Annotated in this window: 7 protein-coding genes; 3 read left to right on the top strand and 4 right to left on the bottom strand. The window is 48.8% G+C overall.

Annotation, left to right across the window (positions count from 1 at the left end):
• Positions 1-54 precede the first annotated feature (54 nt).
• Together H608_RS0105115 and H608_RS0105110 are read right to left on the bottom strand one after the other, a co-directional pair.
• Positions 55-741, bottom strand: coding sequence for a choice-of-anchor J domain-containing protein (locus H608_RS0105115; RefSeq protein WP_155990058.1), 687 nt, complete (start codon positions 739-741; stop codon positions 55-57).
• Between the two features lie 66 nt (positions 742-807).
• Entirely contained in the window at positions 808-2,418 is a 1,611-nt protein-coding gene (locus H608_RS0105110) for an acyl-CoA carboxylase subunit beta (RefSeq protein ID WP_028786732.1), read from the bottom strand.
• Between the two features lie 401 nt (positions 2,419-2,819).
• On the opposite strand from H608_RS0105110, the gene H608_RS0105105 reads away from it, so the two are divergent.
• Together H608_RS0105105 and H608_RS0105100 are read left to right on the top strand one after the other, a co-directional pair.
• Positions 2,820-3,674, top strand: coding sequence for a DUF4846 domain-containing protein (locus tag H608_RS0105105; protein WP_028786731.1), 855 nt, complete (start codon positions 2,820-2,822; stop codon positions 3,672-3,674).
• A 109-nt stretch (positions 3,675-3,783) separates the two neighbouring features.
• Positions 3,784-4,047, top strand: a complete 264-nt coding sequence (locus tag H608_RS0105100; protein ID WP_028786730.1) for a hypothetical protein — start codon at positions 3,784-3,786, stop codon at positions 4,045-4,047.
• A 186-nt stretch (positions 4,048-4,233) separates the two neighbouring features.
• Here H608_RS0105100 and H608_RS0105095 read toward each other — a convergent pair whose 3' ends face one another.
• Positions 4,234-7,533 carry a TonB-dependent receptor gene (locus tag H608_RS0105095; RefSeq protein WP_028786729.1) on the bottom strand — a complete coding sequence of 1,100 codons (3,300 nt, stop codon included), beginning with the start codon at positions 7,531-7,533 and terminating at the stop codon, positions 4,234-4,236.
• Between the two features lie 167 nt (positions 7,534-7,700).
• Between H608_RS0105095 and H608_RS0105090 the strand changes: the two genes are divergently transcribed.
• Positions 7,701-8,900, top strand: coding sequence for a bifunctional 3,4-dihydroxy-2-butanone-4-phosphate synthase/GTP cyclohydrolase II (locus H608_RS0105090; RefSeq protein WP_028786728.1), 1,200 nt, complete (start codon positions 7,701-7,703; stop codon positions 8,898-8,900).
• A 120-nt stretch (positions 8,901-9,020) separates the two neighbouring features.
• Here the strand turns inward: H608_RS0105090 and H608_RS21340 are convergent, their stop codons facing one another.
• On the bottom strand, positions 9,021-13,859 hold the full coding sequence (locus H608_RS21340; protein WP_051268058.1) for a translocation/assembly module TamB domain-containing protein: 4,839 nt from the start codon (positions 13,857-13,859) through the stop codon (positions 9,021-9,023).
• Positions 13,860-13,957 lie beyond the last annotated feature (98 nt).

Here is a 13,957-nt window from a genome sequence, read left to right as displayed (position 1 = left end):
AAAGAAAAAAGGCAGCCAAAGCTGCCTTAAACGTTTATGATTATTTATGAAATCTTAGTGGTTCACACTGGTGTATTCCAGTTTGTCGATACCGATGCCGTATCCGTTTGCCGCAAGGTCAGAAACGAAATAGCGGAAAGCAACGCGGCCTTTTACAGGCTTGTTCAAACCTGAGATAGTTGCTTCAAATTTAGTCCAGCGGCTGGGATAACCGGCCTCAGAGCCAATGAGCAAGGGGTTAACGTCTACGAGGTTGATGGTGAAAGCACCTGCGCTTGTCGGATCGTCGCTCAGCATGTCATCACCGGGCTTGGTGGTAAGACGCAGTTGCAGACGGTCAGGGTAGATATCCAGCGGATCAACATAGTCGTTGATAGAGAAGGTATAGAAAGAAACTTTATCGCCGTTCTGTACAGTGATCTCGGGAGAAACCGCCCATGCATTGATCACATCACCTTCGCTTGCCTCATAGGTAGACAGCAGGAACCCGGAACCGGATTGAGGAGGAACCGCACTTGTGGTGATCCATCCTTTTTCGATACCTACAGGAATTTCATCGCTTTTGTTGGCAAAAATCCAGCCTCTGCCTTCAGCAGCAGCAAGGTTGTCAAATTCTTCGGAGAAGGTTTGATCTGCAACAGGCTCTTCTGTAATGTTTTCGTCCTTGTCCTGGCAGGAGGTCATCAGACCAGTCGCTAATACGCCAAGCAGGGCGTAGCGATATAAAGCAGTTTTTGTCATGGTTTTTCTCTTTTTAGAGTTTTTCGTGCCTGCTAAAGTACCGAAAAAAAGCAAAATCCGTCGTTTTTATACCTGAAACACGCCTAATTTCAGTTCGGGGATCACAGGATTCTGGTTGGCGGCCTTTATTCCTTCGGAAATAACCTGCCTGGTGGCCAGCGGATCGATGATGGCATCCACCCAAAGCCGTGCGGCAGCATAATAAGGAGTGGTCTGCGTATCATACCGGTTTTTGATCTCATCGAGCAGTTTTTTCTCTTCAGCCGCATCCACTTCGCGGCCGGCTGTCTGGATCTGCAACAAGGTTTTGGCCGCCTGTTCACCACCCATCACCGCAATTTTGGCCGAAGGCCAGGCATAGATAAACCGCGGATCATAAGCTTTTCCGCACATGGCATAGTTGCCCGCACCAAATGAATTACCGAGAATGATGGTGATCTTCGGCACCACGGAATTGGCCACGGCATTCACGAGCTTCGCACCATCTTTGATAATGCCGGCATGTTCGCTGCGGCTGCCTACCATAAAACCCGTAACGTCCTGCAAAAAGACCAGCGGAATTTTTTTCTGGTTACAGTTAAGAATAAAACGTGCGGCCTTGTCGGCACTGTCATTATATATAACGCCGCCCATCTGCATTTCACCTTTGCGGCTTTTCACAATCTTGCGTTGGTTGGCCACAATTCCCACGGCCCAGCCATCAATTCGTGCATAACCACATACGATGGTTTTACCATAGTCTTCCTTGAATTGATCAAAAGCCGAGTCGTCCACGATGCGTTCGATCAGGTCGACCATATCATAAGGTTTGCCGTCGTGCGGGAACAGGCCATATAGTTCGGACGGGTCTTTTGCGGGTGCTTTGGGTTCGATGCGGTCGAAGCCGGCACGAGGAGTTTCTCCGAGCAGCGACATAATGCGGCGGACCTGGTCGAGGCATTGCTGTTCGGTGTCGAATTTATAATCGGCTATACCGGACAGTTCGGTGTGCGTGGCTGCGCCGCCCAGTGTTTCGGCATCGATGTCTTCCCCAACGGCGGCTTTCACGAGATAGGGACCAGCCAGGAAAATGGAGCCGTTGCCGGTGACCATCAATGTTTCGTCGCTCATGATCGGCAGGTAAGCCCCGCCGGCCACGCAGGCGCCCATCACTGCTGCAATCTGTGTGATGCCCATGGCGCTCATTTTAGCGTTGTTGCGGAAGATGCGGCCGAAATGTTCTTTATCAGGAAAAATTTCATCCTGCATCGGCAGGAAAACACCGGCGCTGTCCACCAGGTAGATGATGGGCAGATGGTTTTCCATCGCTATTTCCTGGAGACGGAGATTTTTTTTACCGGTGATGGGAAACCAGGCACCCGCTTTTACGGTCTGGTCGTTGGCCACGATCATGCATTGCCGCCCGCTTACATAGCCGATACCGGCAACCGTACCACCGGCGGGGCAACCGCCATATTCCGCATACATCTCATAACCGGCAAAAGCGCCGAGTTCGGTAAACGTGCTGTCTTTATCGGTGAGATAAGCGATGCGTTCGCGTGGAGTGAGTTTGTTTTTTTCGCGTTGACGCGCGATAGCTTTTTTCCCTCCGCCTTCATAAATTTTTTCCAGCCGGCGACGCATTTCCGAGAGGGATTGTTTCATTTTGTCTTCACTCAGGTTGTAGGCAATGTCCATAGTCAGATCGTTGAGGATAAAGATAGTGAATTGTCAATCGTCAATCGTGAATCGTGAATGGTGAATGGTGAATAGGTGAATGGCCATCCCGAAGTCTCGGGAGTCAATCGTGAATCGTGAATGGTGAATGGTGAATAGGTGAATGGCCATCCCGAAGTCTCGGGAGTCAATCGTGAATCGTGAATGGTGAATAGGTGAATGGTCATCCCGAAGTCTCGGGAGTCAATCGTTGGCCTCAGTTTCCGATACCTTTCTTTGCGTCTTATTTACTTTGCAGCTTTGCGTGAAAAAGAGCATCGGTTCACGCAAAGACGCAAAGAACCAGGGCTGTTTAAACCTTCTTTAACAGACATTCTTATGGAAGAGATCAGCCGCGTCATCTCCTTTTGCTAAACCTGTGTATGAATCAACTGTTCTTCCTGCTGGTGGCATTCAGTAGTATGCAAGCGTGTACCGGAGTATCCTCTTCTCAACTTCCTGCTGATAAAAATTTATCCGGGCCCGCTAAGGTTGCTCAGAATACGATCGGTGAAATTGCTGTGCCGGCTGGTTATAGCCGTCTCGTTTTGTCAGATTCTTCCTTCGGCACGTGGTTGCGAAAAGTTTCCCTGAAAAAAGATAATATTGTTTACCTGTACAATGGTACAAAGAAGCCTAATCAATCCGCACAATATGCGGTGCTGGATGTATCGGTTGGTAGGGAAAATCTGCAACAGTGCGCGGATGCGGTGATGCGCTTGCGGGCGGAATATTTTTTTAACCGTGGTGAGTATACGCGGATAAATTTTAAAGCTTCGGATAGGACTGTACTTTCATTCGCTGAGTGGTGCAATGGGTTTCGTTATCATCTGCAGGGAAACAAACTGATAAAGCGACAAAGCAGTTCAGCGTGTACCAACCTGCGTCAATGTTTTGATGCGTATTTGAGAGTGGTGTTTTCTTATTGCGGTACGGCAAGTTTGCAACAGTCCCTGCAGCGTGTGGAAAATATACGGGATATCCGTGCCGGTGATGTGTGGATCGAAGGAGGTTATCCCGGCCATGCCATGATCGTGGTGGACGTAGCCGCGAGTGCCCGAAATGAAAAAATATTTTTGCTGGCGCAAAGTTATATGCCGGCGCAGGATGTGCATGTTGTCCGCAATCCCGCGGATGATAACAGTCCCTGGTATAAAGCAGCGGAAGGGCAACCCTTATATACGCCTGAGTGGACCTTTGCCAGTGGTAGTCTTTACAGGTTTTACGATAGCTGGTAAATTATCACCTTGGTTCGTGTATACACGAATCAAGGCGGTTGGGTCAAGCTGTTTTACTCCCTTATTCACTTTCCGCTTTTTTGAATTTTGTTTTTTTACTTTTGACTGAATGAAAATCGCCACTTCCATTATCTACTATTTGTTTCTGTTATGGCTGATTGCCGTTATCTGGCTTGGCTTCAGTGGATCAGTTACGTTTGGATACGGATTGGGTGATTTGTTTTTCTTTGTTGCATTGGTAGTATGGGGAATAGGTCTCTCTGCCCTTTATTTTTCTGCTGATTATTTTATGCGCTCCAAAATCGGCGGTATCCTGTTTATGCTATTTACTGCAGGCACAGTTGCTGTTGTTAGTTTAATGGCATCTTTTTAAGGGATAGAATTAAACAGCCGCCCGATACTTCGGGCGTAAGTAATAAGTTTCAAGTTATAAATTAATACTCAGGTTTGAGATGCCTGAGGCTCCCAAAGGGCCGGCCGTAGGGGGCTGTTTACCATTTCCACATTAAAAAGAAAGGCTGCCCAAAGGCAGCCTTTCTTTTTATCGGGATCGTTTCGATCAGAAGATATAACGAACACCCAGTTGCATACCCCATGATGTGCTTGTAGACACGTTGTTCACGAAGGTTTTTGTAACAGGAGCGTTTTGGAAAGTAGTCAGACGGAACGTAGGAACGTTGCCGGTAACAGATACCAGTTGCAGCGGGTTGTTTACTGTGGTGATCTGACGTACACCCCAATCGCTGTTGATCAGGTTCAGTACGTTGTAGATGTCAGCAGTGAACTGCAGTGTATGACGCTGCTTGCCGATTTTGGTGAAGATGTCCTGAACCAGTTTCATGTCCACACGGTCAAACCATTTGTTTTTGGCACCGTTACGCTCAGCAACCTGTCCTTTGTGCTTGCTCAGGTAAGGGTCCTGGTTGATGTAGTTCATGAAGATCTGTTCCATTTCAGCTTTGGTGTAAGTAACACCGTTTGGATAAGTGAAGCTGTTTACAAAGGTGATTTCAGAAGGATTACGAGGGATGTACATCAGGTCAGAGCTGTTGTTGCCATCGTTGTTCAGGTCACCATTGTATACATAGCTATAGGTACCACCGTGTCTGCCTTCATAGAACAGAGAGATAGTAGTTCCCAGGTGCTTCAGGTATTCGAAGCGATAAGAAACATTACCTACTACACGATGAGGTACTGCGAAGTTAGAGTAGTACAGTTCGAGGCTGTTTTGCGTACCCAGCGCAGGGTTGGCACCCCATACTGATGCAGCCTGAGAACCGGGGTTAGCGGTTACGTCAACAGCGTAAGTATAGTTATAGGCCAGTGAAGCGTACCATCCTTTAGAGAAGGATTTAGCCAGTTGCGCAGTAGCGGTGAACGAGCTACCCTTGCTGGTGTTGTCGAGTACGATCGCATTGTTGATAGCAGTGTTGATCCGGCGTACAGCAGAAGTAGAAGCTGAGTAGCGGGGACGGGTTACTGTACCGGTAGTGATCGTTCCGTCAGGAGCTTTCTGGTTGGCGTTGAACATGTACACGGCATTGATGTCTTTGGTAAACATCGCATCCAGTGTCAGGGTCCAGTTTTTACCCAGTTGCTTGTCGATACCTACGTTGGTTCTCCAAACCTGCGGGAATTTGAAATCCTTTGATGCCAGGGCGAAAGCCGATTGGGCAGATGTACCTGCAGTGGTCGGGAATACGCTTGCGGGCAGACTGGAGTTGTAGAAAGGATTGTAAGCGGTACCGCTTGGGTTGAACAGGAAATTGTTCAGGTTGGCTCCGGGTGTAGTAGGAGTTACCAGCGTACCAAATGTATACATTGAGCTCGTCGAAGGAATGTTGGTCAGGTATACAAAAGGAATACGACCGGTAAAGATACCAGTACCACCACGAACGATCAGGCGTCTGTTGCCTTCTACGTCCCAGCGTGCGCTGATACGCGGAGAGATCAAAGCACGTGATTTAGGCCATTCGCCGGTTGTGTAGCGGGTAGGGTTGCCATTGATGTCTGTCAGCGTAGTCAGGTTAGTGATGTAAGGGTTCTCAAGTGGCTGCTCAGGATAGATTGGCTTGTCCATACGCACACCTGCAGAAATTCTCAGGCGGTCGTTTACGTTGTAATCGTCCTGCAGATAAGCAGACAGTTGACCGATTTTCAGGTTGGCTGAGTATACGGCATCGCTTCCGTCCAGTGCATAAGTAAGAGAGAACAGGCGGGGAGCGCGGTTGTTGACAAAGTCGTCAACGCTGCTGAACACATAGTATCCCTGAGAACCGGGCATAAACATATTACCTACTTTCTGATATTCATAGCTTACGCCGGCAGTCAGTGTGTGCTTGCCCGCGAAGTAGGTGAAGTTGTCGGTGATAGAGTAGATATCGTTGATAACACTGTTGTTATTACCGTTGAAAGGTTCGTTACCTACGCTGATGTAGTTGTTGATGTCACCACCACCCACGAGGATGTCCACAAAGGGAAACTGACCACCAGGGTGGATTTTGTCAGAACTCGTTTTGGTGATAGTAGCCAGGAACTGGTTAGCGAAACGTCCTTTGAAGTTGCTGTTCAGTTCCAGTGCACCGGAGCGCACGATGTCTTCCTGCTGGTAAGTAGTACCGGAGAAGCCCATAGCGCGGTTGGAGAATTTAGGACCGTAAGTCACCAGGCCTGAGCTGTTGGCACCGTTGATACCGCCGCTCTGGCTGGGAAGGAAGTCCTGTGTTCCTTTGAAATCGCTGTACTTCAGGGTCAGCTTGTGGGCCTGGCTGATGTTCCAGTCGAGTTTACCGAGGATTTTATGGTTTTCGTTGCTGAAAGCAGAGAACCGGTCGTAAACACCCGGATCGTATCCGAAGGTTTTTACGTAGTCAGATACACGCTGCAGATCGGTCGCCGTTACGCTTGATACGTTACCGGTTCCGGAACCGCCGGTTGGCGTCCAGGTGATACCCGCTGCAGGTGGTTTGGTTTCTTTTTCTGCGTTAACGAAGAAGAAAACTTTGTTTTTGATGATCGGGCCACCTACGCTTGCACCATAGATCTTCGATTTGAAGGGTACTTTGGGTGCGCGGTCGCCGTTCAGTTTATAACCGACCATTTCCTGGTTTTGCATGTAGCCATACACTGTTCCGTGAACGGTATTGGTACCGCTTTTGGTCGTAGCGGCGATGTTACCACCGGTAAAGTTGCCCTGACGAACGTCAAAAGGAGCAATGTTTACAGATATTTCATCGATCGCGTCCAGGGAAACCGGGTTGTTACCGGCGCCGGGCAGCGGGTTGTCGTTCAGACCAAAGTTGTTGTTCAGGTTGGCACCGTCGAAGGTGATGTTGTTGTAACGTCCGTCACGACCACCGAAAGAAGTACCGTTGGCCTGAGGGGTCAGACGGGTAAAGTCGGTGATGCTGCGGCTGATGGTGGGAAGCGTAGTGAGCTGACGGCTGTTAACCACCGTGCTCAGGCCTTTCTTTTCAGTGGCGCTTCTGCGTCCGCGGCCGGTTACTACCACACCGGTCAGTTCCTTTTCGTCGGTACCGAGCACGGCGCTGATGTTGTACGATTCACCCAGCAGAAGGGTGACATTTTCAAAAGTCTGAGGCTGCTGGCCTGTAAATCCGACGGTTACCGTGTACGGACCGCCGATACGCAGACCAACGAGGTTGAAAACTCCGTCCTTTTTGGCAATGGTGGCATAACTGGTTCCGGAGGGCGTGTGGATGGCGGTAATGGTTGCACCTACCAGCGCTTCCCCGTTACTGGATTTCACAGTACCGGTGATGCTACTGGTAGTTACCTGCGCAAACAGTGCCCCGGATAAAAATGAAACTGCCAGAAGAAATAAAATTCTCTTAAGCATAAAGATTTGTTTACGATGTTTGGTTGCAAAGAAAGGGAATATTCTACAACTAAATATAAGCAAATATTAACAAATTATGATAGTATAATGACACCAGGGACAGGGCTTTCCGGCCCGTAAACTTTACAGACTTTTTTTTGTTCCTACCTTTGTATAAATTGTACAGTATGTTCCACTCAATCGAAAGTGCTATCCAGGATATCCGTGACGGAAAGATTATTATCGTGGTTGATGACGAGGACCGGGAAAATGAAGGCGACTTCATCTGTGCCGCCGCTGCCATTACCCCGGAAATCGTCAATTTTATGAGCAAACACGGGCGGGGCCTGATCTGCGTACCGCTTCCGGAAGAACACTGTGATGAGCTCGGGCTCGACCTGATGGTCAGCAACAACACCGCCCTCCACGAAACGGCCTTCACCGTGTCGGTGGACCTGCTGGGACATGGCTGTACAACCGGTATTTCTGCACATGACCGGTCAAAAACCATTCACGCCCTGATCGATCCCTTTATCAACCCGCTGGAACTGGGCCGTCCCGGCCATATTTTTCCGCTCCGGGCCAAAAAAGGCGGCGTACTCCGCCGCGCCGGACATACCGAGGCTTCCGTAGACCTGGCGCGACTCGCCGGTTTTCCCGCACCTTATGGCGGCGTACTGGTGGAAATCATGAACGACGACGGCTCCATGGCCCGGCTGCCCGAACTGCTGGAAGTAGCTAAAAAGTTCGATTTCAAGATCATTTCCATAAAAGACCTCATTGAGTACCGCATCAAACGCGACTCGCTGATAGAGGAAATCGTACGGGTAGAGATGCCCACCAAACACGGAAATTTCAAACTCGTAGCCTTTAAAGACAAACATTCCAATAACGAACACCTGGCCATGATCAAAGGGGAATGGGAAAAAGACGAACCGGTACTTACCCGGGTACACTCTTCCTGTTTTACCGGTGATATCCTGGGTTCCCTGCGTTGTGATTGCGGGGAGCAACTGGAAAAAGCCATGGAAATGGTGGAAAAAGAAGGCAAAGGCATCATTCTTTATATGAATCAGGAAGGCCGCGGCATCGGTTTGCTCAACAAACTGAAAGCTTACCGCCTCCAGGAAGAAGGCATGGATACCGTTGAAGCCAATCTTCACCTCGGCTTCCAGATGGACCAGCGCGATTACGGCATCGGAGCACAGATACTCCGTCACCTCAACGTTACAAAACTCCGCCTCATGAGCAATAATCCCCGCAAACGTGTAGGACTGGTGGGCTACGGACTGGAAGTGGTGGAAAATGTACCAATTGCGGTTTGCCCCAATCCACATAATGAACGTTATCTCAGAACGAAGAAGGAGAAGTTAGGACACGAACTGTAGGGGAAGTAGTAAGTAATAAGTAGTAAGTAATAAGTAAACAGCCGGTAAGTAAAAGGTGTATAAACGAACCAAGGCGAACTATTCACTATTCACCATTCACTATTGACCATTCACCATTCACTATTCACCTGTCCCTTTCACCGGCGGCACGGTTTCCACACTATCCTGCTTTGGCGGTGGTGGCGCGGCCTGCTGTTTCCTGGCTGCTCTTTTACGTCCCCTCAATAATTCCCCGAGATTATCAAATTCCCTGCGGTAAGAAATGCTGGCCCCCGATCTTTTGTTCCGGGCAGCACCCGAACTCGATGTGGTAAGATAGTCAAGGTTCTGGCGATAGAAGAAGCTCGCCCGGATCGTACCTGTTTCATTGATCAGCCATTCCGCCGTTACATCCGGCAAAAACTGCACGTTCTGCTGGATACTTGATTGCAACGGCACATCCAGCGTACTGCCCAATGTAAGGATGAACCGGTCTTTGAACATCGAGATCGGCACGTTCACATTGAAATTACTCTGGTTGATATTAAAGTTGTTGTTTGGCTGATTCAGCAGGTTGCGGTTATACACCGAGCCGCTGAAGTTGACCGACACGTTATCCGTCTTCAGTATTTTGGACAATTCTGAGTTCAGCTTCCGGTTTATTTCATTAAAGAACAAGCCGGAGATACTACTGATGGTATTATAAGTAAGCTCGTTGATCGCTCCGCCGAATCCGGATGAACTTGCCTGGTTGCTTTCGGGCGGAGCAAAACTGTTGAATACGATCAGGTACGTTACCTGGCGCACCATTTCATTTTCATTTTTCCTCAGTTGCTCCAATGCGCTGGTTACGGAAAAGTTGTTGTTGACATTACTGTTCGGTTCCAGCTCCAGGCTGAATTTGAAGTCAGGCTTAAATAGCTGCCCTGTCAGTTGGGCCACCACGATGATATTTTCCCGCTGACTGCCGATCGCCTGATCGAGGTTGAGGCCGGTTACCAGGGGGGCAAAACTTACCTTCTCCGCCACATATTGGGCTTGAAATTGTATCTGAGCCGCCATCGGATCGCCATTCCAGCTGATGGAACTACTCCCGCCCTTGACAATACGGAAGGGTTTGGATAAAAATGATTTGAACGTATAAACATATTTCCCGTCCTCGATATCAAATTTGCCACGCAAAGAAAGCGGTTCGGATGTACCGGAGTGAATATTCAACGTACCTGAGCCTTTGCCTTCAATTTCATCACCGGTCAGGTCATCCAGCACGACGCGGACCGTTACCATACGGTTGGCAGTTACGTCCACATCATACACTACATTGGAATTGCCATTGCCTGTGTTGCTGTCCACCATTTCCCGTCCGAATTTTCTTTCCACCAGGAAATCTGCCATGCCCGATGCCTTGCTTTGCGTAGAGGGAATAGTGATCGAACTGCTATCCGTAGTAGAAGCCACCGCATCGATCTTCATATACATGTCGGACTGATGCCCCGATAAAGAGAAGGAACCTGTGCCTTTTACTTTACCATAAAATTGTTTATTGTCGTTGAACGTCGTGTTCAATAACTGGATCGGCAGGTTGTTGTCGTCGTCGAGCGTGCCGGGTTTGCGCGTTCCGACGTTCAGATCGAAGAACATATTAGTGAAGGACTGATGCTGAATGCCACCGGTCAGGTACACAGGATTTCCCGTTACCACATCACGGAGGATGATGCCGTCGAGATTGATCTCCGTTGGTTTGAGTTCTATTTCCCGGTCTTCAATTTTATAATAACATTGCGTGAATTTAACGCGCAGGCCCGCATCTTTCAGTTGCCCTTTACCCGCAATCTGCAGCTGATCAAACGAGCCTTTCAGATCGAAGTTGCCGGTGATGTAACCGCTGATGTCAGAGAATAGTGTACCCAGGAAACGCTCGAGGTATTTAAGCTCAAACGTATTTGCTTTCAGGGAAATGATATTGTTGCGTTGCGATTCTTTGTTTTCAAGAAACAGCTTCATGTCAAAGGCGAGGCTGTTCTGTTCATTTACCGTATTGCCTTTGATGGAAAGTTGTTTGGTTTCGCCATCATACAATACCGTGGCCTTTACATCGCCGAGCGAGTCATTGTCGAGGCGAAGGCTTTGTGCAATGAAATCATCGGAAGTGATACGCAGTTTGCCGGTCGGGTCTTCGATCTGCACCGTGCCGGAGGCCAATCCTTCCAGACGGTTACGCGGCATGATCAGGGGAGCTATATCGCCGAGGTTTACTTTTTTCAATTCCACCGTCACGTCGTTCCAGGTGCCTACGTCTGATGGATGCGTTCGTATCGTTATTTCCTGGTCACTTTCTCTTAATAATAATCGTCCGTTGGCCGGCACGTTGTTGCGGAATTCCAGCTCGCCTGTTTCATCGATCGTCCATGTTTTTCCATTTACGACAAAATTCGAGGGCTCAAATTCGATACGTACACCATTCTGGTAGGTGAGCACTGTGGCATTGATACGCGCCTGGTCGATGCCCTGGTTGGCGCCGGTAAAGATGCGCACCTGCGAAGTGTCGTTGTGGGCATTTATACGGAACAAAGCGAGCGGTACGTTGAGGCTGTCTCCGATACGGATATTGGTCGCGCGTCCGAAAAGTCCCAGACTATCTGCCGTACCATTTGCTGTAAGCGTTACATCATCAAAATTGTATTGCAGGTATTTAAACTGCGGCACTTCCGCGTTCAGCACCAGCGTATTGGTAGTGGTATTGAGATTGCCTGCTACGTGGCTGTTGTTGAAACCGGTAAACGTACTATCAAAAATCCGGATATAATCTTCGATATAACCGGTAGTGATGTCAAATTCAAAACTTTCCTTTTCCAGGATATGTTTCGGTGCTTTGATATACGCGGGGTAGTATTTATTCAGGAAAAGTTTGAATGCGTCCGGCAGCTCACGGATCGAAAAATCTCCCGTTACCCTCGCATCGAATTCATTGGAACGCGCCTGCAAGGTCTTCTTATCATTTTCAATATAGGACGACACGATCAGTGAATCGAAGGGAAGCGGAACACCGTCGCGTGTGATTGTGGCATCCGTGATCCGCGCATCACCGAGAAAGTTGTCGATGTTACTGCCGGTAAAGTTCACATTGAATTTACCAGTGAACGCCACATCCTGGTCCAGCAGGTTCAGGTTTTTAAGATTGGCGCGTTTTACATCTGCAAGAAAGTTGAATACCGGCGGTTGCTGGTTGAAGTCGATCAGGCCGTTCAAGGTTAGTTGCGCTTCTTTATCATCGATGGACACGAGGCCGTCGAATTCCTTTTTATTCAGGCTGCCATTAAGCGTGATGTTGTGGTAGCGGTAGTTGTTGAAATCAACAAAATGTACTTTGCCGTCGAGTGTGGCAATGCGTCTTTTTTCCTGGAAGCCACTTCCTTTCAGGGTGCCGTCCATGGCGATTGCGCCAAGCAGCGGTTCGCGGATGAATTCGCCCAAACGGAAATATTCGGTCGATACAGTTCCGGAGTAAACAGGCTGCTGCCCCGCAGGCAGCTTCATGTTGAGGTCGGTTTTTACAGTGCCGAGATTGGTCGTGATGGTCCCGTAGGTTACAAAGTCGCGGATAAACCCGGTAAAGCTTCCTTTGAAACGCACGTACTGCAGTTTGCGCAGATCAGGGCTTTCTACTTTTTTGATCGCCGGCACCCATACGGCTACATCGCCGTAGGTAGTACGGAAATCATTTGCTTTAAAGTCGATAAAGGTGCGGTTGATGTCGGGCAGACCGGCCATACTGATGTCGCCGGAGAGCATGGTATGTTCTCCCGCCTGTATCAATACGTCGCGGGCCGCCATATCCGCCACCGTACCCGCAAAGCGCCCCCGCAGATTGATCTTCTTCTTCCAGGTTTTGAGCGATGGCGCAAAAAAAGCGATGTCGTCACTATCGAGATAAGTATCGGTGAAGTCGGCCTGCATCCGCACTTTGTTGATAAAGTCACCCATCTCCGAAAAGTCGGTGAAGCTCATGCGGAACGAATGACGGATGGTACTGCGCGGCGTTAATATTTCCAGGTCATTGAAAGCCATTTCGCGCGGTGTCACTTTCATCTTTGCCGTCAGCCGTTTTACTTCGAAACCGCTTTTTTCTTTAGTGGAAAGTTCCACACCGCCGGTAATGGTGTCTTTTTCCCAACGGATATTGCGGAGACTGGTATTGATGCTGGAAAAATCAATGTGCCTTCCGTCAAAACCTTCTTCTGCATAGGGCGCATCGTAGTTGTCATTTTTAAATGTACCGTTGCGGATGTCCAGTCTGTCGGCCTGCACTACCCAGTTGAGCGGATTCCAGGCAACGGAATCATTGACCACGACGGCTTCTTGCGGAACGGGTGGCTTTTTCGCTTTGTAATTGGAAAGCGCGATCAGCGGGCTGTTGATGTTCAGATCTTCCAACCGGATCAGGCGCCTGGAAAAATCAACCTGTCTGGCTTTCAGTTTTAAACTGTGCAGGTAGACAAACATGTCTTTTCCCAGCCAGGCATCCTGCTGCCGGAAGCGGACATTGTCGAGTTGAATTTCATTGAGGGTAAGAACGATGCCACCTTCTTTCTTTTTTGTGGAAGAAGGCGTAGAGAAATAATCGATGATAAACTGATGGCGCCAAACGGAGTCTTCGCTGCGTTGCATTTTGATCACGGCGTCTTTCAGCCCGATATATTTCAGTTCAACATTTTTTTTGAGAAAGAACCAGTCGGTGATGCGCACCGTTACTTCGCCGGCGGAGAGGATGGTATCGCGCTGACGGTCTTCTATCAGTACGCCTTTCAGGTTCATTTTATCGAAAAGAGAGAAATCGACCTTTTTAATGGAGATGCGGGTCTTGAGATCACTGGAAAGCCGGCTGGTTACCTTGCTGATGATCCAGTTTTGCCCGAAAGGGGTCTGGATAAAAATCCAAACCGCTGCCAGCAGGATCAGCAGGGTTGCAAAGAACCACAATACTATCTTCTTAAATTTCTTCAGACCGGTTGATTATTTTGTAAAAATAATTTAATAGCCACCAACGGCAAATTTGATACCCAACTAATTAGACCGTT

It is taken from the genome of Terrimonas ferruginea DSM 30193 (genome assembly GCF_000425585.1).
Lineage (GTDB): Bacteria > Bacteroidota > Bacteroidia > Chitinophagales > Chitinophagaceae > Terrimonas > Terrimonas ferruginea.
Note: the sequence above shows the minus strand (reverse complement) of the source record. Positions and strands in the feature narration are given on the sequence as shown.

Excerpts from the sequence above, each read along its gene's own strand:
- H608_RS0105115 (WP_155990058.1), bottom strand. The coding sequence starts at position 741 with ATGACAAAAACTGCTTTATATCGCTACGCCCTGCTTGGCGTATTAGCG.
- H608_RS0105110 (WP_028786732.1), bottom strand. The coding sequence starts at position 2,418 with ATGGACATTGCCTACAACCTGAGTGAAGACAAAATGAAACAATCCCTC.
- H608_RS0105105 (WP_028786731.1), top strand. The coding sequence starts at position 2,820 with ATGAATCAACTGTTCTTCCTGCTGGTGGCATTCAGTAGTATGCAAGCG.
- H608_RS0105100 (WP_028786730.1), top strand. The coding sequence starts at position 3,784 with ATGAAAATCGCCACTTCCATTATCTACTATTTGTTTCTGTTATGGCTG.
- H608_RS0105095 (WP_028786729.1), bottom strand. The coding sequence starts at position 7,533 with ATGCTTAAGAGAATTTTATTTCTTCTGGCAGTTTCATTTTTATCCGGG.
- H608_RS0105090 (WP_028786728.1), top strand. The coding sequence starts at position 7,701 with ATGTTCCACTCAATCGAAAGTGCTATCCAGGATATCCGTGACGGAAAG.